Genomic DNA, 25,361 nt, shown 5'->3' with positions numbered 1-25,361 from the left:
CGCCTGGCTTTTTAACTATAGAAAATGCGTGGTCAGATATGAATACAAAGAAGAAAATTTTAAAGCATTTATTTTGCTGGCATGCATGCTTATCCTCCTAAAACCATTTATGAGATAGCTTCTAGTAGAGTACGTTAAAGGGGCAGAAGATTCCTTTGCATTTCTGAATTCAGTTATTTACCCATTTCTGTTGAAACTCGAGTTGCTTCTTTTTCAGACCCGTAGTGGCTTTGAAGCAAGCTTCGGACATGTGTTAGAGAGTGAAATAGACGATATCGCACTAGGAAGTACAGCCACATCCAGGCTAGCTCATTTGTTTCAGTTACCTGAAGAACAATTTCTAAAAGTAATTGAGTTAGCTCAATTAGCGATTGATAGTTCTGTATCTAAAAAGAATCCAGAAATCAGTAAATCTGACCTCACAGTAGCTCAGACTTCAATCCTTTTTTACTGGTTAAGAAGAAAGAAGCTGATCAGCGGAAATATTAGTTTTTCTACACTATTCACACATGTAAAGCAGATTACCGGACATAGTTCCGTTGACACCCTTATTCAGTACATCAGCAAACAGGATAGTCTTCTGAAGGAAAATAAAAAAGGTATAGATGCCTTCGACCATGAACAGGTAATAAAATACCTGGATGGAGTAAAGCAAGCTATAAGACAGGAAATCGGAAATGCGCGCTTAACCCCTAAGTCTTAAGGGGCACACCCTTCCACTTTATTATACATTTGCTTCAGAAACATACAGAAACAAAAATGGAGCAGATATATGTGATACCACAGAAAGAAATTTACCAGATACTTGAAAAGCTGGAAGGGCTACAAACGTCCTTGCAGAAGAAGGAAGAGCAGCAGTTACATGGCCGTTGGTTAGATAACGAGCAACTGATGGCGTTGCTAAAGGTGAGTAAGCGGACCTTACAGAACTGGAGGGACTGTGGGTTAATCACCTTTAGTCAGGTAGGTCATAAAATCTACTATCAATACTCAGAGGTGGAAGCCATGCTCCAGTCTCGCAAGAACCCATCGTTCAGGTAAGCATTACAGATAAACACCAGCTACTTAGGTCAGAAGTAACGCTATAAGCATATACTGGATTAAGATCTTCCGCCAAAATAGTTGGGGTACATAGAAGTAAGCTTGCCGAGACAGATGAGTTTCGGAAGGTAATAAGGCGCTCCTTCCTGAAACAGTCATAAGCGCCTAAAATCTAAACTAAAATTAAAATGGACATAAGAATTATAAGAAATACATCAGTAGAGAATGTTGCTGATCACTTGAGAAGCTTCGACATTATTGGTATAGTAAAGTACAACCACTCAACTTCCGGGTTTGAATTCATTACAATCAAGGATGGATCTAAAGCCCTTAGCTTTGATTTAAACGGAAACATACGAATTGGCAATAACAATTCTGAGAATGGTTTTGCAATAAAGATTGAGGAGGCTAAGTAGATGGAAGAGAATCAGATACCAAATGTTGTAGCCTCTAGCGAGGAAGAGAGAGGGAGATTAGAAAAGGTAGAAGATTTTCTAAGAACAAGATACGATTTTCGCAGAAATGCAATAACGGGCTATGTGGAGTATAGAAAGGCTGGTCAAGGGGCTTTTTTAATAATGTCCGATGAACATCAGAACTCACTATGGAGAGAGCTGTCCAGAGCAAAAATAATCTTCCCTGTAGGAGCCCTGATACAGTTGCTTAATTCAGACTTTGCCCCTTCTTACGACCCATTTGTGGAATATTTTGATAGGTTACCAGCTTGGGATGGTGAAACCGATCATATACAGATGCTTGCAGACGGTGTGAAAACCCATAACGCTGAATTTTGGTCGTTGTGCTTAAGAAGGTGGCTGATTGCATTAGCAGGCTCTTTGGTAGATACAGAAACAGTTAACCATCAGGTGCTGGTTTTTTCCGGGCCTCAGGGTATAGGTAAGACTACCTGGGTGAATAACCTGGTGCCTGCAGAGCTAAAGCAATATTATTTCAGCGGTACCATCAATCCGGACAATAAAGACACTTATAGCTTTATGGCTGATTGTATGCTGATCAACATGGATGAATTGGAGAATCTAAACCGTACTCAGATTGGAAGCTTAAAGGCATGTATTACACAGAGCCAGATTAAAGTGCGCAGACCTTTCCGCAGGAATCCTGAAATGTTGATTCGGAAAGCTTCTTTTGCAGGTTCAGTAAACCATAAAAAGTTCTTGAACGATCCTACAGGCTCTCGCAGGTTCTTGTGTTTTGAAGTAACACAGTTTCAACAGGAGCATGTAGTTACTATTGAGCAGGTTTACAGCCAGGCAATAGCTTTGTTCAGAGCAGGTGAAAAGCATTATTTTGAAGGTGAAGAGAATCAAGTTATACAGGCTAACAACAGGCAGTTTGAACAGACTTTCTTGGAAGAGGAATGGGTCATGCAATACCTCAAGCCTTGTGATACTGAAAAAGAGAAGTGCGAGTTCATGAATGCTACTGAAATCGCCAAAGCAATTGGGGAGTCATTCAATAGAAGACTGGGTGACAGTAACATTAATAATATCGGAAAGGCAATGAATAAACTTGCTTATCCTACGGTAAAGCAAAGAGGAATCAAAAAATATGTTTTCCAATGGAATGTTAGTGGAACTCAGTCTGCTGATGTGCTCAAGCCTGAAACTACCCCATAGGGCAGGCAAGGTAACCTAAAATAGCTATTTAGCTCAAAGAAAAGGACTCATCGGATGGTGAGTCTTTTTTTGTGCTGTTGCATCAAAACTGCTTGCCCTGCCTGCCTTATTTTATGTGTCTGTAAGCTTGAATGATAGCCTGTGAGCCTTCTTTTTAAGCCAAAAGGTTATGCTCTAAAACTTAACACATTTTAATATATATAGCTTTAACTAAAATGTTTAGGAGTAGCATATAATATTTTTTTAAAATTTATGAGTCTCTGAGAAAACCACCCTAGCCTGTTAACACTCCCACCCCTACCCCCGGATGTCGGGGTACTCCCGCCTCTTATGTTCAACTTTATAATTAATAAACATCATGGTAACAGTTACAGACTTTGTGAAAAGAACATCGGCAGATGGCAATGAGTTTAACGCTCTTTTATTACAGGGAGAAATCGAAATGATTCTTTCGAAGCAGTCCGGCAGGTATTATGCAACTGCCAGAACCTGCTCTATTACCAGCACCTTTAATGATCTTGTATGTCAGAGCCTTATTGGAAAGCAGCTACCTGGGTGCATAGAAAAAATGGAATGTGAGCCTTATGATTACAGGATACCTAATAGTGATGAGATCATCAAACTGGATTATGTCTACTACTACAATCCGAGCAACAAGACCATGGAACAGGAAGTGTTTGAGGTCAAGGTAGCAGCCTAGATAAACAGGGTAAGAGGTGATCCGTACGGTCACTTCTTACTTTCTTAAGTTACTCTCTATTACTCAAAATGATTACGAACCTTTTATTAAAACCAGAGCCTGACAGTTTTTCCAACAGCTGTTTGTTCATATCTAAGTACCTTTTTCAAAGAGTTTATTGTCCGTTCAGGGTGATGTGTATCCAAAGCATCAGAAGGATAAACAAGGGCGATGATGTACAAGTGGACAGGATATTAAGTTGGGATAACGGCACCATTCTGTACGGCATAGAAGGTAAGCTTTATCCGCATCATTGTTTTAAATATATACCACCTTGCCAATTTATTATTACCGGTCTTGAGTAAAGACCAAAGGAGTTATGCTGAATTTCTTAGGCATTGTTCTGTGAGATGGTTACTCCTTAAAATCAAACCACTGAAAGAACGTAGCAGTAAAGCTTTGTTGCAACTGAGTAATAAGGATAAGTGTTGAAGATTCAACCTTATCCTTTATACTCCTTTTAAGATTTAATAAGTTTTATAATCAATAGCTATCAATTCAACTGAAATCCCCATCTTTTAACCTTATCATAGTTCCTCATAGCTAAACCTATATTATTTTCAGTTAATGGTTTTTTCCCATCTGCCAGATCAGCCATGAAGCGGTATTCAAATTCCCGTAGTTTCTTGTTCTTCTTATCCCATTTAACAATAGCTTGGACAAGCTCCAAAGAGATTTCAGGCTTTACAGTTACGATTGCTGAGTCAGTTTCAAAATACTCCTCCATATCAAAGAAAATCTCTGAAGCCTCTGAGATAGCAAAATCTAGTATTTGCTGACCATTATCAAACTCTATATCGCTTAGCTTCCTGTTTCTGCTAAAGTTTGCTCCGATTGTTCTAGCCATAGTGCGTTGATAGGGAGTAAGCTTTCCTGTTGCTCTGCCCCACTCTTCAATTTTCTCCCATGTCTTAGGGTGTACAGATTGTAATCGTTCCTGTAGCGCTTTTACTTCAGCAGAAACCATTTCATCCTCAGTTATCTTCACCCTCTTGTAACCTTGGCCTTTAATTTCCAGATCATCGTTGATACTGTGGAAGTAAATACCAAAATCCTGCTCTTTTATAGCGTTCCAGCAGTCTTCTTTTTTAGCCCATTCACCGTAAAGTGATCCGGGAGCATGTACTTTAATATAATTTTCCACACATATCATGATTTCCCGTAGCTTTTCCCTCAGGCTCTCACTGATACTCTGTGCTTTCCATATCTTATAAAGATCCAATTTATATCCAAGTTTGTAACCAAGCCAAGCAATCGTATAGGGAACTGTGATATAACGCATGTCTCCGATTGCGTTTGGTTTAACACCATATACCTTTTCGGATGCCCGGAATAATATCGCTTTCGCTACCATATCCTCAAAGTATATATTATCCGGAGTAGAACTGAAGTTTTGGTGCATGAATTGCACGTAGTTTTTCTGGTTTCCCCTAACTACAAAATGTGGTCCTATTACCAATTTCTTACCATCATATACTTCCTTATAAGTATTTATATACTTTGCAAGATCTTCCTTAGTCAAAACTTGCGATTTTGGGTTTTTAAGCTCAAAAGCTCTTCTTTTAGCCTGAGTGAACCCTTCCTTTAGCATAGCAGTTTTATACTGCCCTCTAGCTCTATCATAGAACCAGCGTGTTTGCTGGGATTTCCCGGAAACAGGAGGTGCCCATATTGTCCGTGACAGCTTTTCAAGAAGGATATGATTTACATTATTTGAGCTCAGATCAGATGCTGAGATCTTATTTTGTGTGTTAGCATACTCCGCAATTCGCGCAACTACAGTATTAAAGTTTTCCTTATTTTTTACCACATTCAATTTAACCTGCACAAAAATCCCAGATACATTTGCTTTGTCTTTCTTCCAAGTATGATATATTGAAGCAGTTGTTTGGCCTCCATTTACTATTTGAAAATCCTTAACCCAAGCTACTGAATTGCCTGTACCATTTGGTAATGGTTCTAAATGAATTTCTTCAGCAGTTGCAGCCAGACCATTATTAAAAGCAAGAAACATATGTGGCTCTGTCAGAATAGTTTTTCGGATTCCCTTGTTTATTTTTCCAGTAAACTGAAGAAATGATCTGACGTTCTGCTCCAGTAGACGTGATCCAAATCTTTCATATATATTAACTAAAGCGTCGCCGGAGATAATTGCCAGATAAGACTGATATTCCGTGTTCTCTGTAGGAGTATAAATACATGGAACCTGAAAGCCGTCTTCTTTGAAGTTGATTTCGATAGGGACATGCGACTTCTCAGAGATATTGTACAGGTAATTCAGATCGACGACCCTGTAGTAGATAGGATATCCCGATATAGCCTGGTTTGCTATATGTTCGCCCGGATAAACACCATCTGTCAGAATGAAAACATTTACCCGTACAAGACCATCTTTCAATTCCTTGGAATCACCTAAGGTATGAGCTAGATCAAAAATTTCGGATGATTCCTCTATCTCATGAACGTAGTCTTTGTAGACAGCATTCCGGAAAAAGTTTGTTACTCTTTTTGCAGCCTTATCTATTTCATCTTTAAATACCCTAGTAAACTCATCTGTACCATTATATATAGTGATAAAAAGATCAAGCGTCTCGTAATTATCAGACAGGGCGTAGGCGTTTATTTTGTGCTGTATACCTGTTTTCAGAACTTTCTCATCGTAGCAGACACGAACATTCTCAGTTTCACCACCGTCAGATAATAGGTTGACAGCAGCCTGAGTGAATATCTGCTCCAATGTACCCCCTTCTTCCTCAGAAAGCTGTTCAGACCGGATCTCCTGCTGAATATTCTGATAAAATTTATTTAATTCCAGATTTTCCAGATTTGTTACCATGCCTGACTCAGTTTTTGATATACTGTAAGTTCATTCGTTTGATAGGAATCGCAGTTAGAGATGATAATGGAGTATCTAACATCGCCTACACCATGTCTTAGATCATTTTCCTCTATACGTGGAAAGGTGCTCTTCACCTCGTAATAGGCTTCAGAACGTATTATATATCCCTTGGTATTGTAGAGCTCTCTATGTGCCGGTAGATAACCTGCCTGTGCCAGTTTTAGTTGGAAGTGAGAGTGAAGCTTAAAGTTGTCCTGTAAAATCAACAATATAGAATCAACCAGTTCATTCAGAGACTCTCCGGCTAATTGTTGTGTTTCCATAGATAAATGGAATAAGTACAGGTGCTCTAAAGTACTGGTATCAAGCTGTCGTTCATTACTGATATGAATTCTCTGATGGTTATTACCATGGCTGGTTTTAACTTCTATTGCCACTTCTCCATACTGAAAATCCCTGATTGCTTTTTCTGGACCTACCCAAGCCCTTAAGGGGCTCTCTGCTTCTGGAAACACATTAAGCAACTTACGCAGTAAAAAAAGTTCTCCAAACAAGCCCCTCTGCTCTTCCGATGTTAATCCGTTTGAAATTGCTTTTTCAAGTAATGCATGCCATTTATCAACCCTATTCAGGAACTGTCTTAAAACTAACTGAGAATCTGAAACATCAATTACATGTGTGATTATATCCCCTAGAAGGGTATTGAATATGTCTTCGAAATTATGGTCCTGTAAACAAAGGCTGAGAAGGATGAAATCTGCGTTCTCAGCAATTTTTTCAATTTTTATGCCTTTGAGATTTCTTTCTACCTGTACAGAATTAGCAACCCGGAAAGGTACACGAATCAATAGGCACCGCAGATTATGAATTCCTATCAAACCCAAGTATAGCGGACATAATGAAGTGTCGGAGTATCTGATTTTTACGAATCCTGTATGTGGGGAAGCATTGCTTGCAAGCTGTGCCCACAGCTGATTCATCTTATTCGTTTCCATCATCCTCAATATCTAATTCCTCCGGATAGTCAAATTCTTCAATGAACTGATTGTTCACCGCGTATTCTATTTTTTCATCATTTACAATCTCTGGGAAACTGATAGCAAAACCGAAAATCGGAACATCTGAATAAGTCACTCGCTTTGAATCATATTTTTTGTTTTCAGGATCGACTAACCACCTATGTATGGGTTCATGGTGAAGGGGATATAGCATTAACAAGCCGTTGGTAGACTTTCTTATATGTTTTATTCTGGCACCGCTTGGTAAGACAGGTTCATTCTCTTTATCATCTCTTTCCCAGTCCAGTTTAGTAAGTTTAAGAGCCCGCTCAATTTCATTATCTGACAGATCAATCACCTCATGATTCGGTGATATGATCATTGCCTTATTTATAGAGTAGGAAGAAACAATTTCATCAGGTCGTGAAATGGTAATACTTCTGTCCGTTAGTCCTATCTCTGTTAGTTTACCATCTACTTCAAAAAAGAATCTGTCTGCTTCCTTTTTAGCCATTGTATTATTGATAAGAGCAACTGTCCAGTTAGTCAGATTATTTTTTCTCACCTGTGCTTCGATGTAATCAGCCATCTTATGAACATCAACAACTTCTCTTCCAATGGAGTAAGCATGTAAGAACTTTGTAATCAAGTTACTATTGTTTGTACCTTGCCAGACATACTTTTGATTATCAACTAAACTATTTACTGGTGCTGAAGTCTTTCCTAACGCCTTAATTAATTCTGTAGCAGCTTTAAAATTATTAGTAAATAACCTTTGATCTATTTTGAAATTATAGGTCTGCTCAAGTTCACCGGAGTAACTGAGCATCATTATTTGTTTGTGTCTGAATTTATTTGCAGCAGTTATTTTTAATACGCCTGGGTGAGTACGTACTTTTAAACCATAATTCCTAGGTGTCTCATTAAGAAGAAACATATAATCAAATTCTGACCTCATTTCTTCTGATGCAATAGTAATATGTCTGAACCAATCTACCAGTTCATTGCTGGTAAATAGTCTACATAAATCTGCATATCCGGGTCTGTAACCAAACCATCTGCCCATCTGCATAAGGGTGTCATACATTTTAGATGCCCGCAGGTAGTAACTGATTGTAAGACCTTCCAAAGTCAATCCACGTGAAAGTTTATCTCCTCCGACTGCAATAACAGAAAGATAATTCCCCTGCTGCTCAGAAGTAAAATAATCAATTGGTGAAATATTATGATAGGTCAAACCTGCCACATTCTTATCGCCGTGTACGGCCCGGACTTCTATTTTTGAACCGGCATTAAACAGTTCTGCCTTGACCCTAGCCCAAGATATTGGTTTAATTTCTGGATCTGTATATGTATGGGTCTGGCTAATAACTTGATGTGTTTTAGGCTCAAATTCTTCAATCCAGATTTTCCTTAAATCCTTGATAATACTGCCCTGATTAAACTCTATTTGTCTCTGGTAAAATTTTAGTTCTGCATCAACCAGACTTGAAATCCTGTCTTGCCAGTTAATATATCTAGAAACATGGATAAGCATGGAATTGTGGGAGTTCGCCTGCTTTCTTACCCTTCGTGCGGCACATGATAGTATAAAACACTTTATTGCATACTTTAGGGTTTCCGGTAATGTAGTGGGTAATGGATTTCCTTTCTTATGCTTATCAGGCACAAAATCTGTATAATCAGAAATTCTAACAACAATCGGAAGTGGCTCCTGAGATTCTTCAGATGAAGAGGCCGCTGGTAATCCAAAGACTTTTGATGGACCTATATAATTTGATGGTGCTGGAATATTAATAATGAAGTCTCTTGGGAACAGGTCCTGCCCGACTGAGAACTCAAAGTCTTTTATTTTTAGATTAAGCCCTTTAGTCTGATCCTCATTCAAAAGTGGAATAAAAATGTTTGCAAACGGAGTAGCCGTATATCCAACATAAGCACTCTGCTCAAATAAAGACAATAATGCTCTAATACTACCATTTATAGTTGAAACCTTCTTGGGATCTACGTTAATAGAAGCATTATCTGCCTCATCATCAATTAACAGGAAAGGCAGGTCACGAATTATGATTTTGCCATCAGGTGTTCTGTCTCCTCTTACAGAAAGCCATGAAACAAGGTTCTTTAAAATAGATGCATTCTTTTTTACTACCAATATAATTGGATCAGTACCCCTTATATTTACACCCGAAGACTGAGCAGCTTGTGCTTTGAAGTCCCCGTTCAGCCTACTGGTTGTTAAAGCATGCGCCGGAAGATTTTTATTGAACTGACCAACTCCAATTCTGTTCCCAGCATTGGAAAAGTTCATGGCCGTCTGTGTATTAAATCCCAAGAAGCCTTCATCAACCCTGATCTGTGTCTGGCTACGAAGGCTATCATGCATACCCGCTAAAACTATTATCAGCTTAAACCCTGCATCAGCAGCTTTATTAATTAAGCCAATGTAATTACCTGTTTTCCCAGACTGTACCTGCCCGACAACCATACCTCTTTTATCCCATGGTCCTGGAGTCTTGGGATCAATGATCCTATCAAGTATATCATCGGTTAAATTATCAAGCTTGTTCAGGGTAGAAGGAGCTATCTTTTTCTGTAGATACATCACATACCTATGCCAAAAGCTCCACTTTATATCTGACTTTTTACTTTTAAGCCATGGAATATAAGTTTCATCATCAACCAGTATTTTATAATTATCAGAAAACACTGAAAACTGAGATTCAAAATATTTGTATAATGATTCGCTTTCCCCGGAAAGTTGAGGAAAGATCTTCAGAATATTATCAATTGCATCTCTGAGATCAGCATCAGTTACATTTCTTTTACCCTGTAAAAGTGTAATGCCAATTTGCTTCGCCTGTTCAATCATATTATATAGAATCTACTAGTTGTGGGTAAAGATTAAAAGGCTCCATGTTCAGGATTGCAGTCTTAGCAAATTCATCTGTATTGCCCTGAGCAATGAAGGAATCATACATAAGCTTCATCAGACTGATAAGTGCATCAGAAGAAATATCCTCAAAAGGTTGCCCCTGCAGATCTGGATGTTCACTTTCTTTTATGGTTATTAGGGGGATGGGCACAGTCTCTTCTATCAAGCTTAATAGCTTGGTGATAGAGGTCTTTTTAGTTTCGAGGCTTGATAAGAGATGTTGAATCAGAGGATGATCTGTATTGATGGCATAAAAACGTTTGCCTTGCCTGATTTTCTCAACCCAGACTGGCCTGAATTCATGTGAGGCATATTTACGCTGAAGTACCTTTCCTTTGTGTCTGTAAACATCCACGGCTTGAGCTCTAACCTTGCTTGCATAAGCCTTCAACTGCTCTCTTAGTATTAGTGGAGGTCTCGCTACAGATTTCTTAATATCAATCTGCCAGTCTTCATCTAGGTTGTTCGGCAAGTCTACTCTGATTCTTGCCAGCTTATAGTGCTCCTCTTTCCGGAACATCCCAAGCCAGTCACCGGCAAGAAGTAGTCTTTCATTGCGGTAAATATAGAACCCTTGATGAGCATTCCACCCATTAGGTCCTTCTGCTTCCCTAAACTTTACTTCTGTTAATTTGGACTTGTGTGGTAGAACAAATCCCCTCAGTCTCACTCGCCCACCCTGTACAGGCTCTTCCGGAAGTTTCTGCGTTGCGGATTCATTGATGAGAAATGGATCCCAAGCTATTAATTCACGTTGCTGAAACCAAAGCTTAATTTTGTTACTATCAATATATCGATGAAATGTCATGGCTAGATGATATTTCACCTGTTCCATTCTTCTAAGAAATTTATTCAGCGAAGAATTGTCGTTCTGATTCAGCCCTCCGACTAACCTATCAATATCGTTCCAGATTACTATTGTACCTGATTCCTGATCGTACAATTGCTGTTCAAAAGTAGGGTCAGGCAAGTATTTTACCAGATCCCACTTTCCGGTTTGATTTACAAAATCCAAATCCCAAGTCCAGAATACTGCTCCTGACTCATTCTTTCTGGAAATCACTGAAAGTTTTCGGCATTGGGAGAAGGAAGCAGTTTTAAGTCCCAAACCAAATCTTCCCAGATCACCTATGCTACGAATTTCATTCGGGTTTTTGGAACCAGGGCGCATTGCATTAATTAACTCTGCGTTGTTCATTCCAGTACCATCATCCTTTATAGCAATCCAAGATGATGATCCTTTCCATTCAAAATCAATCCATATGTTCTTGGACCCAGCGGATATGGAATTATCAATGATGTCTGCAATTGCTGTTTCGAGGCTGTATCCAATTGCACGGAAAGTTTCTATCATTGATCCTGCTTCAGGCTCTGCAGGTGTGGTTTCAATGAGGGAATAATCAGTCATTATAGGCTCTGTGTTTGTTTTCTGTAGAGATTAATTGAGCCACTATAACAAGTTTGTTTCTCGAATTATGGGAATCCTGCGGATCTCCAAAGAAGTAAGACTATATCAGCAGCTATTGTTTGTCAATATAGCAAATTCCTAATAAAGAGCTAAAATTTATTGATGAATTTCTATTGTAGAAAATAAAATAAGATGAAAAAAATATTTATACTAATATGTTAGCTTATGTGTTTAATATCTTTCTCTGGTACAGTCCATTGGATTTGGACGGTTGTGAGTATTCTTCTTGATGGATTCAGATTTGCTGCAGGGTTAAATATTAATTGTATTTCAGGATTAGCATCAAGATTTTTTATGATTACTATTATGTAATTATGCTTTTTTTCTAAAGCAGTTTTCCACTCTTTGTTAGTAAGAAGTATTCCCCCACTTATAGCTGAGAGTCCTTTTACTTCTATAAATAGAGATTTAGTATCTGAACGAATTTCAAAATCATAACCGCACCCTAAATCACGTGTATCAATTATTTCTCCATTGATAGGTAGGCCAAGATTGGTGAAATTATCAATAAAATAATCCTCTGCCAGCTTTCCAGTGGGCCCCCTTAGAATATACTTTTTTACGCCTTTCTCTATTTTAGGGGGAGTAACAATTGGGAGTAAAGTGTCGTTGATTTCTTTTTTATTATTAAGAATATCAAGTACAATTCCCCTTAAATCTGGTTCAGATACGTCCTGAAATGCTTCAATAATATTAATCAGGCGTTTATTCATAGGCCTAACCCAACCTTTACGCCAAGGATGAACCGGATCAAATTCATCTCTTCTAAATTTAATGTAATTTCTCTTTACATTTAATTTAACGCTTATGTCCTGAAGAGCTTCACTAAATGTCGTATATCCTATGTTAGCTAACCCTTCTTTATCGAATTTAGATAAATAATAAGATACTATTATTGCTAACTTATTTGAATCCATTACACATTAGCAATTATGTATTCCGTGTCCAAATCTGGAAAGCCAATTCTATTATAATACCTTATAAAAGAAGCAAGCATCGCTTGAGCAAAAGGAGTATCAAGTCTGGCGATTCGTTTTGATTGTGATAAGCTTTCATAAGAAATCATAGTCTTATTTTGAAAATCCACAACCTTACTTTCTAAGAACGGTGTACCTGGTAAGAAAAAATAGCGATCAGATTCATTATTTGAAAGAATTTTCTCTAATGATTTCTTGTTACCATTGCTTTTATTGCTAATGTAAGCAGTATGTTGGCTAAAGTTTTCTAAGTTTTCTAATGATGCAAGAAGAACATTAGTAGCCTTGCGTGTTCCATTAGCTCTTTGTACATAATCACAAGTTGGAGTTAAAGTGATATAGAATTTATCATCAACTTTTATGATGTCACCTAACTCAAATTCAGCCTCTCTTTTAATAGGGTATAAATAAAATTCCATTGGATGAGCCTTATCAGTTTTGATTTTATCATCCTTTAAGAGTTTTTTAATCTCCTCTTTCGAAAGTGAATTTGCTATCCTTCGAAGTAATAGGTAACCGATTGATACATCATTTTTTACTTTGCCGAAAACTTCGCTTTCTTCGTGAACAGCTTCCCAAAAGAAATCTCTGAAAGTAACTCTTATATGTTCGTAGACCTGTTTCTTAATAAGTCCAAGGTTAGAATGAATGATTCTTGTAATTTCAGATTCTAAAGTTTCAAGTCCATCGTTTTTGTTTACAACACCTACAATATCTGAAGACAACTCTTTTATTGTATGAGCTAAACCAGTATAAAATACAACAGGAGTAAAGGAGTGTGATTGAATAGTTTGCAAAACATCATAACCAGGCCTTTCTTGATTTTCTGTTGCTGGAACACCTTTGCAGAGATCTAGTATAACAATATCGTAATCATTATTTTTTATTTTTTCAATCCCAATATCAAAATCTTCAGCCTCTTCCATGGAAATAGTATGATCCCCGATCTCCATTTCATTGAAATACATTAGTATTTGTTTTCTAATTGGGTCTTGGTCTTCTACAGTTAATACCTTTAAATTCATTGTAATTATTATGTAGTTCTAAATGTTAATTTAAAAGTAGCTCCCTCTAACGGACCATTATCTAGGAGACTTAAATCACCATTGTGTTCTGCGACCAATTCTCCTATAATTGTTAAGCCAATACCGATACCATCAGGTTTGGTGCTAATGTATGGATCAAAAATGATCTCTTGTTTTCCTTCCTCAATTCCAGGCCCACTGTCACTAAATATCAAAATTAGCTCCTCTTCATTTTTTGAAGTTTGAACTATTATTTCTCTTTTTACATCATTCTGCACTTCTAACCAATAAATTGAGTTTTGCAAAAGGTTTAATAGGATTAGCTGAAGTTCACCTTCGTCTATTTTTAGTAAATTTTTAGTAGAAGGGATTTGGTAATTTATATTTAACCTTTGTAATTCAGATTTATGTAATTCGAATGCATTCTTGATTGAGTCTTCAAGAACCAAATCTTTTGGTTTGCCTCGTCTTCGTCCTCCCAATGGCTCTAGCCGTTTAAACAATTGAGAGATAAGATTTTTGTGTTCTTTAATATTGGCTAAGAAATTAATAATGTTTTCGATATTGTGAGGTTGCTTTTTAAGCTCTCTGCCCAAAAGTAGAACTTCACCATCTAAAAGAGCTAAAAGATTATTACCATCGTGAAGTACAGAGTCTATCAACATTCCCAAAGAAGCTAGTCTTCTATATCTAGCCAGAACCTCTTGAGTTTTCTTTACACCCTCTTCTAATGATTTTTCTGTTTTGAAAATAGCATCTTCAATCAGTTTATCGTCAGGATATCTCTTAGAAATAGTTTGTAAATGTTCAGAGACATTAAAATTAGAAAATAGACTCTTCTGAGGGATACTTACATCATCAACTCTTCTTTCAGAATATCTTCTAATTTCAAGTTGGCTTAATATAGCTTTTATAATATCTTGTAGATCTGTAAAAGCTTGGCTTTCAACCAACCCTTCTCTATTACTTTGGTCTTTAAAATCAGGGTTATTATTTAAGCTTAAAGATATGTAACCGATTATTTGATTATTACTAATCCTTAATGTTGGTGTTTGAACTCTCCTTAAATCCAGTCTTAGCCAATCATTTTTAGGCTCACCATAAGGTAATACTCTGAAGTTATCTCTATAAATACTTATTCCACCAAGCGCGTTGAGATCCTGTTTTACTGTTTGTACAGTAGAGCCAACACCTGAAGCCATTTTTTTTAATACTTCTGTTTCTCTGTCCCACACATTGAAAGTAAAGGAAAAGGGTCCTGTTTGGATATTCCTGATAGGTCTTATTTCCTTGCATACATTTATCTTAAAATCTTCAGTCTCATTTTTGTTGATACTTTTATATTTTAAATATGCAGTTCCCGAATTATCTACATTTCCGCTTATTGAATAAAATGGCGTCGACAAGGAAGTGGGAGAGCCTATATCACCACCAAGATCTTCTAAAAGATCTGGTAAGTTTAATTCCATTAAAAAATCAGGAACAGGTGATACTGGATTGATAAGTCTTGATAAGGTGGTTTTTAATGTTCTAAATTTATCTTCATCCCAATCGGAGTTCAGTTCTGAAAGTAACAAGGCAGTCCCATGCTTTTTAATTGCTTTGGCGGGTCTTACCTCCCAATCACATTTGACTTGATCTAAATACTTCTCATCATCTGCAAAGTCCTGCCAATTGAACTTTACTATGACTTCATCATTATTATCTTCTCGAGTTAGAATCTCTAATTTTGCAGCTAATTTTGCGGAAGCAAATCTTCCAATTCCTTTTTCTCCCGTATGTCTTCTTCCTTTACCTAAGCTTTGCTTTAAATTCTTTTTCATTATGGTAGCAGGTTCCATCCATGCATTTTGGATGGTATCAAGAGACATGCCGATGCCATCATCTGTTATTGATATAGTACCACCTTCTTTAGAAAGAATTCTTTTTATTGTTTTTCCTTCTTGGATTTCTCTAACCTGTCCACTAAAGCTTATTATTATTATAGAAGCATCAGCATCATAACTGTTTTTTACTAATTCAAGAATCGCAACTATATCGCTACTTATTAACTCTTCACCAATTGTTTTAATTAATCGTGCTCTAGGTCTAAGGATTGATGTCCCAGTAGTAATAGTGGATGAAGACATTTAATTAATTCTCTATTGTATAAGGAGTTTTCTAATAATCTTGAATATAAATATATGACTATATTATAAATTATTAATATATATTTATTTAATGGCTTGAAATATTAAACAGATACGCAATGGGCTCTATTTAATTCTTCTTCGGATTGGAATTGAATGAACCCAAAAATATCAGCAACTATGTCTGCTATTTGATATGCTAAAAGTGGAGGTACTGCATTACCTACTTGTATAAACTGTGATGTTCTGGAGCCACAGAAAAAATAATTATCCGGGAAAGTTTGTACTCGCGCGGCCTCTCTAACTGTTAAACTTCTGCATTGTAAAGGATCAGGATGTATATAGTAATGTCCGTCCTTGGAAATATGACTAGTCACCGTTTTTGCTGGAAATTCAGCAAGCTGGACCCTGAATCTGTCTGCAAATTTTTTTGTGTTAATTGCCTGATCTACATTTTTGTGAAGAGGGTATAGGCTTATAGGAAAATCATTGATTTTTGGTGAAACACCTTTTAAAATTCCAAAACATGAGGCATATATATAGCGATGTAAATCTAATCCCATATGACCACGAGAAGAATGATTTGGTATACCCAATAATTGGGGGTCATGATACCATCCCTGTCTATAGGAACAAGTAACATTGGGCCAAGGGATGAAATTGCCTCCGATGCCATGCTCAGATGGGGTTAAATTACTTATTCGATCTTGAACAAGCTCAAAAACATCTAAGTTCTCTGGCATTTCGGTTGAATTAAAATTTATATTTTGTATTAACTCAAGCCATTTGCTATCCGTGTCTTCAACTTTTTTTACCTTAGAAAGACCACTTCTCAACTTAGGTAGATCATCAATAACATCTTGAAGAGCAACGTAATCAGTTTTATTTAAAACATTAGGAATGAAGTCTATATCATTTCTGATACCTAATAAAATAACTCTGTGCCGTGTCTGAGGTATACCGTGTTCTTCAGCATAAATAATAAAGTCTTTATGATTGTAGACAGGTTTTCCATCAAGTTCATACCGAATAGGTTTTTGCACTAAGGAAAATATCTTGTACCCAGGGCAAGGCAAATGATTTACTGGTAAAGAGGTGTCATTTGAAAAAGCTTCCGCCGGATTTGAAAGATCGTTCAAGATTTTTGAAAAGATGGAGTTTTCTTTTGTCTTAGCAGATAAAATTCCTTTCACATTCTCCATAACAAATACGGCTGGGCTATGAACTGCAAGTATTCTTAGATACTGCTTGTATAGCTCTACCCTATGATCCTTTGATGCATCTAAAACTGTTTCTTGTCTTCTGGATCTTCCTACAACTGAATATGCCTGACATGGAGGGCCACCAATTAACAACCAGTTTCTTTCTCCATTAAGGGCTTCACTTATTCTTTTATCAACTTCACTGTTGGGGATTTTGCCCAATGTTGCTTGCCAAGCTTCATGTATCGCTATTGATGCCTCATCCGGGTACCTTCTGTAGAGCTCTTCTATACTTATTTCCCCGCGAACAAATGAATAATAATCTTCAGGAACTTCGCCTATTGGAAACTGCCTGAAGAAGCTTCTTAAAGTTAATGTTTTATGTGCTTCACTATCTTTTTCAATTGAGAGAGAGATAGTAAATACCCTTTGATTCTCTTCTCCTAACAAGGAACTAAAACCTTCCCCAAGGCCTCCTGGGCCTGCAAAAATATCAATTACTGGTATTGCCACTATGTATAAACTTTAGGATTTTATCGTAGGTAAGATCTCTGCTATTAGCTTTCAACTCACATTCAAATATCGTTAAAACTTTCCAGCCATCCTGGGTTAATTTTAATAAATTTTCTTTATCACGAACTTTAGTTCCATTGATTTTCTGAAGCCACCATTCTGTTTTTGTTTTAGGTATAACATGGTATCTGCAGCCTTCGTGCCCGTGCCAGAAGCAGCCGTGTATATTGATAATGGTTTTATATTTAGGAAGTACTATATCCGGTTTACCGGCAAGCTTCTTGTCGTGTAGTTTAAACCTAAACCCCTTTGAATGGAGAAACTTACGAACCAGAAGCTCAGGTTTAGTGTCTTTCCCTTTGATTCTGGACATGTTATAACTTCGGGTTTCTTTGGAATGCACATCTGCCATGGGTTCTGAGTCTAAACTGCCTAATTAAGTACTTTAAACGAGGAGTTATTATCAAAGAGTACAAAGTCAATATTATCATGTAACCCCTGATAAAGAATGGTATCTTTGCCAGCAAAGATTTAAAACATGAGAGACAGCCGTAGAGTGGATAAGGATGCTGTGAAATAGTTTACTCAATTAAATATTTTGAACTGTAAGGCTTGTATTTTATAAACCAGAGATAATGGATACTACCTGTTATATTGATGCGGAAAAGGTTATAAAGGTTGTTAATAAAATGGATAACCTAAAGTTTGTAAAGCTTGAACTGGGAGATGGCAGCTATATCATAATTGATATTGAATACACAGATATGGATCCTGAAGCTAAAGCAAGTGGCTATATATTTGTGAAAATGAAGCAATACGTAGCAGCTGAAGTGCTAGAAAAGGCTAAAATTAAATTCTCCAGAACATCTGCAGATGTAGTTGATTTTAATTTGTTACGCCTGACTATCTACCCACCACACAATACTGTTTTCGGAATTGATTAATATTTACTGTTAAGTTTTGCCCGTAGAAATAGTAACAGGCAGTAGTATTAAGAAGGAAGCAAAGATGTTAATTTAAATAAGGAACAAATAAATGTTGTACTTATGTTTTACCAATAAAAAGAAAAAGCTCCTAAGATATTGAATCTTAAGAGCTTTCATTTGCTTGTTGTGGTCGCGAAGGGAGTCGAACCCCTAACCTTCTGATTCGTAGTCAGATGCTCTATCCAGTTGAGCTACGTGACCATTTTCCGTTTTGGTGATGCAAAGTAACGCCAATTTTTCTTACAACGCAACCCCTAAACACACATTTTTTTAATTTTTCGCGCTCGCGTTCTTTAAAGCTTTCTTCAGGGCACGGTCGAAAACGAAGTATAAACCACCTATCGAAATGATTATCAGGCCTATCATAAGCAACTGGCCGGTGCGGCCACTGTCGGGGTTTTGTAATAAAGAAATTATATCGCGGGCTTGGGTGCCTATCCAGTAAAAGAAAAGTGTGCGCGGAAGCATGCCAACTATACTGGCTACGAAGAACCGGGTGCGACTTACCTGTAATAATGACAACACAAAATTCATCAGGGCAAAAGGTAGTACCGGCGAAATACGTGTCAGGAAGATAAGGCTCCAGCTTTGGTTGCGCAGTTCCTGCATCAGGTTGCGGGCGTTTTCGAAACGGTTCAGGAAGCTCATCATTTTGCCATGGTCAATCAGGCGGGCCAAACTATAGCCTACCAACGCTGCAATGCCATAAGCCACTACCACCCCCGGAAAGCCCTGCCAGCCCAGGTAAAAGCCGCTCACCAGCGCCACAAAGGTAGTGGGAGTAAGGGCCAGCGCCATAGTTACCGAGATCACCAAAAAGTATAAAAGCAGCTGCCAGATGGTAAGGTCCCGGAAAATGTCCTGGTACTGGTACAGGTAAACTGCCAGCGTAGAGCTTACCGTAACAGGTACCACCACCAACAACAGCATCGACACAAACGTAGATGCATTTTCGCGGACAAGGTTTTTCAGCAGCGGTATCAGCTTCATCAGCTTACAGGGTTTGGTATAGTTTGCATTAGACGAAAGACAAAGGAGAAAAGATTTTAGCGGACTACAAAGTAAAACTATAGTTGGCGAACTATAGCCGGATGCTGTTTCACCAATCCTTCTTATTTTTATTAACTTGCGGAGTATCGTTTATAAATAAACTATAGATATGAAATTCGGAACAAAAGCTATACATGCTGGCGTAGAGCCAGACCCAACCACAGGCGCCATCATGACGCCAATTTACCAGACATCAACTTACGTGCAGCGTTCACCCGGCGACCACAAAGGTTATGAGTATTCGCGTACACACAACCCAACCCGCACGCAATTGCAAAACGCGCTGGCCGCCCTGGAGAATGGTAAACACGGCTTGTGCTTTGCCTCAGGTATGGCTGCCATTGATGCAGTTATTAAACTGCTAGCTCCCGGCGATGAAGTGATCTCGACGAACGACCTATACGGTGGCAGCTACCGCATTTTTACCAAGATCTTCCAGAACTACGGCATCAAGTTCCATTTTACCAACATGGCCGACCTGAGCAAGGTAGAAGCGCTGGTAAACGAGAACACCAAAATGATCTGGGTAGAAACGCCTACGAACCCGCTGCTAAACATTATTGATATTAAAGGCTGCGCTGAAATTGCCAAAAAGCACAACCTGCTACTGGTTGCCGATAACACCTTTGCTACACCATATCTGCAAACTCCACTTGACCTAGGCGCTGACATCGTGATGCACTCGCTGACCAAGTACATGGGCGGCCACTCGGATGTGGTAATGGGCGCGCTTATAGTTAACAACGATGACCTGCACGAGCGTTTAGCTTTTATACAGAATGCCTGTGGTGGCACGCCAGGTCCACAAGACTGTTTCCTGATACTACGTGGTTTAAAAACGCTGCACCTGCGCATGGAGCGCCACTGCCAGAACGGCCGTAAAATTGCCGAATACCTGAAGAATCACCCGAAAGTGGAGAAGGTTTTCTGGCCAGGCTTTGAAGACCACAACAACCACAACGTGGCTAAGGAACAAATGAACGATTTCGGTGGAATGATCTCGTTTGTACTGATAGGCGATAAGGTAGAAGATGCGACCCACGTACTGGAAAAACTGAAATACTTTGCTTTGGCAGAATCGTTAGGTGGTGTAGAATCACTTTGCGGCCACCCTGCTACCATGACGCATGCCAGCATCCCACGCGAAGAGCGCATGAAAGCCGGCCTGAGCGACTCGCTGATCAGGCTAAGTGTAGGTGTTGAAGATGCCGAAGACCTGATCGCAGACTTGGAGCAGGCTATAGGATAAGTTTATAGTTTGACAAAGGAGTTTTTTGACGAAAGACAAAAGACTTGTTTATAGTTTGAAAAGCCACCAACTACTATAGTTGGCGGCTTTTTTTGTTTGAATCAGAATACACTGGATGCGTAGGATTTTCAGGATTAAAGCTCCTGCTAGAGTCTGGGCTAAAGTTATAGAGTTCGTGTTACGCAACTACCCATACCCGTAAGAGTTATACTCGCTACCTTCGAACTTTAGTTCTAGTTAGTCTAAGGCGGGGAGTTTTTTACCTCACCCTAGCCCTCACCTAAAAACAAGTAGGGAGTACACACCCCTAACCACTATCAAGAGGGGAGTTTTTCTGCCTTTGCTATAGTTTGCGTTATAGTTTCATAGTTGCTGATTGTCATCCCCCTGCCCCCTTCAAAGGGGGACTTTCTGCTACTGCTTGTCCAACTGTCATTTCGACGTCAGGAGAAATCTGAGTTAATTATAGTTTCAGTCCAAGAGTAGGCAGACGAAGCCTGTCCCTACGAAAATACAACCACGATCAATCTCGGAGCTTATTGGTTCAAACTATAGCAATAGCAAAAAGATTACAGTCTTTGGGTTGAGCGCCTTTGACTTGTTGCGGTGGCGTGAGCCAATCCGAGGCACGAGGATAGCAAGAAGGCAGCAGCGCGATGCCCGAAGGCGGGGCCTCCCGGCCGTGAGGGGGCCAAGTTGGATTGAAATGGTAGGTTTATAGAGCTCCCGGGAATAAAAGTAGTTTGAAAGGATAGCCTAGTTCGAGTAGCAACTATAGCTACCTATAGGACATATAAGATACCTCGGCTTCGCTCGGGATGACAAAGAGGAGAAGATATATCACATCTATAAACTATAAGAGCAGTGCCTGAAGGCACTGCTCTTATAGTTTATTCTGCATTATACTTATCAAAAAAACGCTGCTTTAACCTGTCGCCTTTCCGTACAAATGGCCGGATGATGAGGCGGGTGCCATTTTCGTAGGTAAAGAACCGGTATACCCAGTTACTTAAAACTACTAACTTATTCCGGAAACCAACCAGCGCCATTACGTGCACAAACAGCCAGATAACCCAGGCCAGAAAGCCCCCAAAATGCATGTTGCCAGGCAAATCTGCTACTGCTCTGTTACGACCGATAATTGCCAGCGAGCCTTTATCTGTGTACTCAAATGGCTCTAAAGGTTCTTTGCGCTGCATACGCACCAGATTTTTACCGAGCAATTGTCCTTGTTGTATAGCGGGTTGTGCTACGCCCGGATGCCCTTTCGGCCACTTATCCGTTTTCATAAAAGCAATGTCGCCGATAGCGAAAAGGTCTTCGAAGCCCAGCACCTGGTTATATTCGTTAACAAGTATACGGCCACGCTCAACAGTTTCAGGGGGCAGGCCATCTACTAAAGCGCCAGACACGCCGGCAGCCCAGATAAGCGTATTTGTCCGGATGTGCTCTCCATTCTTCAGCACGGCGGTATCTCCATCATAAGACTCCACCACAGTTCCTAACTTAATTATTACACCAAGCTGGCTCAGGTATTTAAAGGTCTTTTCGCTGGCTTCCGGCGACATAGGTGGCAACACGCGGTCCATGCCTTCAACCAGGTAAATGTTCATCTTACTGATGTCCATGCCCGGGTAATCGTACGGGAGAACATGCTTTTTCATTTCGGCCAATGCGCCTGCCAACTCTACCCCGGTTGGTCCGCCACCCACTATCACGAAATTCATCAGGCTTTGGCGCAAATCCGGATCGCTGGTCATGTTGGCCTGCTCAAAACATTGCAGCATCTGGCTGCGCAGGTTCAGGGCGTCAGGTATCTTTTTAAGCGGGAAAGAGAATTTCTTGATCTGCTCGTTTCCGAAGTAGTTGGTTTTAGTGCCGGTAGCAATTACCAGGTAATCATAAGGCAGATCGCCGATGAGTGTGGATACAACTTTGGAAACCGGATTAATACTTGTGACGCGAACAAGCCGGAAGAAGAAGTCTTCGTAATCATCTGCGCTGAACAGTTTGCGGAGTGGCTCTGCTATGGCATCGGGCTCCAGGCCAGCTGTAGCCACCTGGTAAAGTAGAGGCCAGAAACCGTGGTAGTTCTGCTTATCAAACATTACTACCTGAAAGTTTTGGCGGCGCAGTTTTTTGGCGAGGTTTATTCCACCAAATCCACCGCCTATAATTACAACGCGAGGCTTTGTGGTGTCGGGTATGTTAAGGGAAAGGGTTGTTACTGGTAGCATAGTTTGTCAGTTTATCGTGGGCAACAAAACAGATTGCTGCATGGCGTAGCGTGTATAGTACGCACACAAGCTACAATGCCAACTAACGAAACGGACAATGGTTAGTTACTTTTGGCCCGGACAGCCAATAACAGCAACTATAAATGGGATAGCAAAATAGCTACGGCAGCAAACAAAGAACAACTATAATGTTAAAATTTACTTCTTTTTAAACTCGCCGTTTTTCAGCATATCCAGCAGTTTAAGTACTGCAAACGGGCTTATAGTTGGTATCAGGTAACGGTTTTGTGATTGTATCTGCTGGTGCTGGTTATATACTTTTGAGTTGGCATTGCCATCCATCGGCACTACCGAGAAAAGCTCTCTCAGGCGTTCGGGGTCTACGTTTTTATTGGCAGCCGTTCGGCCTTCGTCGGGTAACTTTAATGCTAAAACAGCTTCCTTAAAATCACGTTCGGTGGCCCAAGGTATTACTTTTACTTCGGCAAGCTCTATGGCTTCTTCCTGCATCTGCATTATAATAGAGTAGCTGCTGGATGGGTAATTTCTGGGGATAACCAGTGTTTGTTTTTTATAACCTAGGGCGCTAAAAACCACGGTATCGCCGGTAAGCACAGGTAGCGAAAAGAATCCGTAGCGGTTGGTTTGTACGCCACGGCCGGTTTTAGGCACAAACACACTTACACTGCTTACACCATATAAACTATCGCCTATCGTAACAAAGCCCGACAATTGCACCACACGCTGGCCACCCTGTGCTTTTGCCTGGTGTGGCTTGGCTGCAAATGCAAACATCATAAATAGTGTTATGGCTACTATTCTGTACAACTTCACGTGGCTGGCTATAGCTTTTGTAATGGGCTTCATGTAGTACAATTATAGGGTATAATATTTTATTATAGCAGCTTTTGCCTATTTTTGTTTGCGTTGGATTCGGAAATATGCGTTTAAAACATTTTAGTCTGGCTTTTGGAGAACAGGTGTTTAAGGCACTTGCCGATGAATCGCGCGTACGCATTCTCAACCTGATCCTTCGTAACAAGGAAATGTGTATTTCTGACCTCGAACAGGTGCTTGATTTTACACAGACCAAAACTTCGCGCCACCTGGCTTATTTGCGTAGTGCAGGCCTTGTTGCGCCCCGAAAACTTGACCAATGGGTGTATTATTCTTTAAAAGACGAAGCCGCTGACCTGATAAACCAGATATTTGGTTACTTGGAGCGCGACAGCATTTTACTGAAAGACCAGGAAACTTACCAGATACTTTACTCTAACCGCGAACTAGCCGTTAATAAACTTCACAACCGCCGCTGGACAACTTTTTAAGCCTCACACTATAACTATAACCGTTACTTTTTATTGTATAAACCGGCAGGTCTGCGAACTATTCAACTATAAAACGGTACAATTTCTGAACAAAGGTGGCAGTAGCCCGTTTTAATTTCACCGTAGTAGCTTTAGCATATGAAAACATATACACACATCCTCTTCGACCTTGACCACACCCTTTGGGATTTTGAAAAGAACTCCGAAGAAACCCTTTATACACTGTTTGATGAATATGACTTGGCCGCATTTGGCAAGTTCGACAGTAGCTCTTTTTATAAAAAGTATAAGTTTGTGAACAACCTGCTTTGGGACCAATACAACAAAGGCAAAATAAACCAGCAGGAGCTACGCGAGCAGCGCTTTATAAAAACTTTAACCGGCCTAGGCTTGGAAGCGCACCAGGTGCCAAAAGGGTTATCGGAAGCATATACCGACCTTTGCCCTACTAAAACGGCTGTTTTTCCTTATACCCATGAGGTACTGGCATATTTACAGCCCAAGTATGGCCTGCACATTATTACCAATGGCTTTAAAGAAGTACAGGCTATAAAAATGTCGGCCTCTAACTTGCATGGCTATTTTAAGGAAGTAGTTACATCGGAGTGCTGCGGTTACAAAAAACCGGACAAACGCATGTTTGAGCACGCACTGGAGCGCATAAACGTAAATCCTGAGGAATGCCTGATGATCGGTGACAACATTGAATGTGATGTAGAAGGCGCCCGTTTGGCAGGTATAGACCAGGTATACTTTAACCCTGAAAAAACGAAAGCCAAACTCAAGCCAAAACCTACTTACGAAATCCATTGCCTGAGCCAGTTGCAGGAGATACTATAAACAAAAAGCCCGACTTTGCAGCCGGGCTTTTTGTTTTAACTTGTATCGTCCTGAAATAAGTTGACACTATTTAGACTTATGAAAGGAAAAGAAGAAACAGGGTGCACCAGGCGCACGCGTCGGGACTACCCCTTAGGCTTTAAACTGGCTGTTGTCAGTCAGATAGAA

Annotated in this window: 21 protein-coding genes and 1 tRNA gene; 9 read left to right on the top strand and 13 right to left on the bottom strand. The window is 39.4% G+C overall.

Features of this window, described 5'->3' with window-relative positions; genetic code table 11:
• Positions 1–190: 190 nt before the first annotated feature.
• The 5 genes from GWO68_RS17400 (at position 191) to GWO68_RS17380 (ending at position 3,378) form a co-directional block, all read left to right on the top strand.
• Positions 191–703: a hypothetical protein gene (locus tag GWO68_RS17400; RefSeq protein ID WP_162347751.1), complete on the top strand. Its 513-nt coding sequence runs from the start codon at positions 191–193 to the stop codon at positions 701–703.
• A gap of 56 nt (positions 704–759) precedes the next feature.
• Positions 760–1,041 (top strand): helix-turn-helix domain-containing protein, encoded by a 282-nt coding sequence (locus GWO68_RS17395; RefSeq protein ID WP_162347750.1) that lies wholly within the window; start codon positions 760–762, stop codon positions 1,039–1,041.
• A 188-nt stretch (positions 1,042–1,229) separates the two neighbouring features.
• Positions 1,230–1,457 (top strand): hypothetical protein, encoded by a 228-nt coding sequence (locus GWO68_RS17390; RefSeq protein WP_162347749.1) that lies wholly within the window; start codon positions 1,230–1,232, stop codon positions 1,455–1,457.
• Positions 1,458–2,678, top strand: coding sequence for a VapE domain-containing protein (locus GWO68_RS17385; protein WP_162347748.1), 1,221 nt, complete (start codon positions 1,458–1,460; stop codon positions 2,676–2,678).
• A 358-nt stretch (positions 2,679–3,036) separates the two neighbouring features.
• Positions 3,037–3,378 carry a hypothetical protein gene (locus tag GWO68_RS17380; RefSeq protein WP_162347747.1) on the top strand — a complete coding sequence of 114 codons (342 nt, stop codon included), beginning with the start codon at positions 3,037–3,039 and terminating at the stop codon, positions 3,376–3,378.
• A 532-nt stretch (positions 3,379–3,910) separates the two neighbouring features.
• On the opposite strand, the gene GWO68_RS17375 is transcribed toward GWO68_RS17380, so the two are convergent.
• The 9 genes from GWO68_RS17375 to GWO68_RS17335 all read right to left on the bottom strand — a co-directional run bounded on the left by GWO68_RS17375 (position 3,911) and on the right by GWO68_RS17335 (position 17,915).
• A complete protein-coding gene (locus GWO68_RS17375) occupies positions 3,911–6,253 on the bottom strand; it encodes an AIPR family protein (RefSeq protein ID WP_202923806.1) in 2,343 nt (780 codons plus the stop codon).
• Positions 6,247–7,236, bottom strand: coding sequence for a PD-(D/E)XK motif protein (locus tag GWO68_RS17370; protein ID WP_162347746.1), 990 nt, complete (start codon positions 7,234–7,236; stop codon positions 6,247–6,249). Before GWO68_RS17370 ends, GWO68_RS17375 begins: the two co-directional genes overlap by 7 nt.
• Position 7,237: 1 nt before the next feature.
• Positions 7,238–10,126 carry a Z1 domain-containing protein gene (locus GWO68_RS17365; protein ID WP_162347745.1) on the bottom strand — a complete coding sequence of 963 codons (2,889 nt, stop codon included), beginning with the start codon at positions 10,124–10,126 and terminating at the stop codon, positions 7,238–7,240.
• Position 10,127: 1 nt separating this feature from the next.
• On the bottom strand, positions 10,128–11,597 hold the full coding sequence (locus GWO68_RS17360) for an ATP-binding protein (RefSeq protein ID WP_202923805.1): 1,470 nt from the start codon (positions 11,595–11,597) through the stop codon (positions 10,128–10,130).
• 218 nt (positions 11,598–11,815) lie between these two features.
• Positions 11,816–12,574: a DUF3883 domain-containing protein gene (locus GWO68_RS17355; protein WP_162347744.1), complete on the bottom strand. Its 759-nt coding sequence runs from the start codon at positions 12,572–12,574 to the stop codon at positions 11,816–11,818.
• A complete protein-coding gene (locus GWO68_RS17350; protein ID WP_162347743.1) occupies positions 12,574–13,659 on the bottom strand; it encodes a response regulator transcription factor in 1,086 nt (361 codons plus the stop codon). Before GWO68_RS17350 ends, GWO68_RS17355 begins: the two co-directional genes overlap by 1 nt.
• 8 nt (positions 13,660–13,667) lie before the next feature.
• The gene (locus tag GWO68_RS17345; RefSeq protein ID WP_162347742.1) at positions 13,668–15,788 is read right to left on the bottom strand and encodes an ATP-binding protein; all 2,121 of its coding nucleotides are present in this window, start codon (positions 15,786–15,788) and stop codon (positions 13,668–13,670) included.
• A 104-nt stretch (positions 15,789–15,892) separates the two neighbouring features.
• Positions 15,893–17,503, bottom strand: a complete 1,611-nt coding sequence (locus GWO68_RS17340) for a DNA cytosine methyltransferase (RefSeq protein WP_202923804.1) — start codon at positions 17,501–17,503, stop codon at positions 15,893–15,895.
• Complete coding sequence (locus tag GWO68_RS17335) at positions 17,484–17,915, bottom strand: very short patch repair endonuclease (RefSeq protein WP_162347741.1); 432 nt, start codon at positions 17,913–17,915, stop codon at positions 17,484–17,486. The genes GWO68_RS17340 and GWO68_RS17335 overlap by 20 nt, the downstream gene beginning before the upstream one ends.
• A 223-nt stretch (positions 17,916–18,138) precedes the next feature.
• Between GWO68_RS17335 and GWO68_RS17330 the strand changes: the two genes are divergently transcribed.
• On the top strand, positions 18,139–18,447 hold the full coding sequence (locus GWO68_RS17330) for a hypothetical protein (RefSeq protein WP_162347740.1): 309 nt from the start codon (positions 18,139–18,141) through the stop codon (positions 18,445–18,447).
• Between the two features lie 169 nt (positions 18,448–18,616).
• Here the strand turns inward: GWO68_RS17330 and GWO68_RS17325 are convergent.
• Together GWO68_RS17325 and GWO68_RS17320 are read right to left on the bottom strand one after the other, a co-directional pair.
• Positions 18,617–18,690, bottom strand: a tRNA-Arg gene (locus GWO68_RS17325).
• A gap of 69 nt (positions 18,691–18,759) precedes the next feature.
• Positions 18,760–19,479, bottom strand: a complete 720-nt coding sequence (locus tag GWO68_RS17320) for a TVP38/TMEM64 family protein (RefSeq protein WP_162347739.1) — start codon at positions 19,477–19,479, stop codon at positions 18,760–18,762.
• Between the two features lie 169 nt (positions 19,480–19,648).
• Here GWO68_RS17320 and GWO68_RS17315 point away from each other — a divergent pair, with 169 nt between their 5' ends.
• Positions 19,649–20,788 carry a cystathionine gamma-synthase gene (locus GWO68_RS17315; RefSeq protein ID WP_162347738.1) on the top strand — a complete coding sequence of 380 codons (1,140 nt, stop codon included), beginning with the start codon at positions 19,649–19,651 and terminating at the stop codon, positions 20,786–20,788.
• Positions 20,789–21,678: 890 nt separating this feature from the next.
• Here GWO68_RS17315 and GWO68_RS17310 read toward each other — a convergent pair.
• Positions 21,679–23,025 (bottom strand): NAD(P)/FAD-dependent oxidoreductase, encoded by a 1,347-nt coding sequence (locus GWO68_RS17310; protein ID WP_162347737.1) that lies wholly within the window; start codon positions 23,023–23,025, stop codon positions 21,679–21,681.
• 198 nt (positions 23,026–23,223) lie between these two features.
• Positions 23,224–23,892 (bottom strand): carboxypeptidase-like regulatory domain-containing protein, encoded by a 669-nt coding sequence (locus GWO68_RS17305; protein ID WP_235942117.1) that lies wholly within the window; start codon positions 23,890–23,892, stop codon positions 23,224–23,226.
• 74 nt (positions 23,893–23,966) lie between these two features.
• Here GWO68_RS17305 and GWO68_RS17300 point away from each other — a divergent pair, with 74 nt between their 5' ends.
• Entirely contained in the window at positions 23,967–24,353 is a 387-nt protein-coding gene (locus tag GWO68_RS17300) for an ArsR/SmtB family transcription factor (protein WP_162347736.1), read from the top strand.
• 138 nt (positions 24,354–24,491) lie between these two features.
• Positions 24,492–25,193 carry a YjjG family noncanonical pyrimidine nucleotidase gene (locus GWO68_RS17295; RefSeq protein ID WP_162347735.1) on the top strand — a complete coding sequence of 234 codons (702 nt, stop codon included), beginning with the start codon at positions 24,492–24,494 and terminating at the stop codon, positions 25,191–25,193.
• Positions 25,194–25,361 lie beyond the last annotated feature (168 nt).

It is taken from the genome of Pontibacter fetidus (assembly GCF_010119545.1).
In the GTDB taxonomy this organism is placed as follows: domain Bacteria; phylum Bacteroidota; class Bacteroidia; order Cytophagales; family Hymenobacteraceae; genus Pontibacter; species Pontibacter fetidus.
The sequence above is the reverse complement of the archived record's forward strand: the minus strand, read 5'-3'. Positions and strand labels throughout refer to the sequence as shown.

Excerpts from the sequence above, each read along its gene's own strand:
- GWO68_RS17355 (WP_162347744.1), bottom strand. The coding sequence starts at position 12,574 with ATGGATTCAAATAAGTTAGCAATAATAGTATCTTATTATTTATCTAAA.
- GWO68_RS17365 (WP_162347745.1), bottom strand. The coding sequence starts at position 10,126 with ATGATTGAACAGGCGAAGCAAATTGGCATTACACTTTTACAGGGTAAA.
- GWO68_RS17305 (WP_235942117.1), bottom strand. The coding sequence starts at position 23,892 with ATGAAGCCCATTACAAAAGCTATAGCCAGCCACGTGAAGTTGTACAGA.
- GWO68_RS17295 (WP_162347735.1), top strand. The coding sequence starts at position 24,492 with ATGAAAACATATACACACATCCTCTTCGACCTTGACCACACCCTTTGG.
- GWO68_RS17350 (WP_162347743.1), bottom strand. The coding sequence starts at position 13,659 with ATGAATTTAAAGGTATTAACTGTAGAAGACCAAGACCCAATTAGAAAA.
- GWO68_RS17315 (WP_162347738.1), top strand. The coding sequence starts at position 19,649 with ATGAAATTCGGAACAAAAGCTATACATGCTGGCGTAGAGCCAGACCCA.
- GWO68_RS17380 (WP_162347747.1), top strand. The coding sequence starts at position 3,037 with ATGGTAACAGTTACAGACTTTGTGAAAAGAACATCGGCAGATGGCAAT.
- GWO68_RS17335 (WP_162347741.1), bottom strand. The coding sequence starts at position 17,915 with ATGGCAGATGTGCATTCCAAAGAAACCCGAAGTTATAACATGTCCAGA.
- GWO68_RS17320 (WP_162347739.1), bottom strand. The coding sequence starts at position 19,479 with ATGAAGCTGATACCGCTGCTGAAAAACCTTGTCCGCGAAAATGCATCT.
- GWO68_RS17395 (WP_162347750.1), top strand. The coding sequence starts at position 760 with ATGGAGCAGATATATGTGATACCACAGAAAGAAATTTACCAGATACTT.
- GWO68_RS17375 (WP_202923806.1), bottom strand. The coding sequence starts at position 6,253 with ATGGTAACAAATCTGGAAAATCTGGAATTAAATAAATTTTATCAGAAT.
- GWO68_RS17390 (WP_162347749.1), top strand. The coding sequence starts at position 1,230 with ATGGACATAAGAATTATAAGAAATACATCAGTAGAGAATGTTGCTGAT.
- GWO68_RS17360 (WP_202923805.1), bottom strand. The coding sequence starts at position 11,597 with ATGACTGATTATTCCCTCATTGAAACCACACCTGCAGAGCCTGAAGCA.
- GWO68_RS17345 (WP_162347742.1), bottom strand. The coding sequence starts at position 15,788 with ATGTCTTCATCCACTATTACTACTGGGACATCAATCCTTAGACCTAGA.
- GWO68_RS17330 (WP_162347740.1), top strand. The coding sequence starts at position 18,139 with ATGGATACTACCTGTTATATTGATGCGGAAAAGGTTATAAAGGTTGTT.
- GWO68_RS17300 (WP_162347736.1), top strand. The coding sequence starts at position 23,967 with ATGCGTTTAAAACATTTTAGTCTGGCTTTTGGAGAACAGGTGTTTAAG.
- GWO68_RS17385 (WP_162347748.1), top strand. The coding sequence starts at position 1,458 with ATGGAAGAGAATCAGATACCAAATGTTGTAGCCTCTAGCGAGGAAGAG.
- GWO68_RS17310 (WP_162347737.1), bottom strand. The coding sequence starts at position 23,025 with ATGCTACCAGTAACAACCCTTTCCCTTAACATACCCGACACCACAAAG.
- GWO68_RS17370 (WP_162347746.1), bottom strand. The coding sequence starts at position 7,236 with ATGAATCAGCTGTGGGCACAGCTTGCAAGCAATGCTTCCCCACATACA.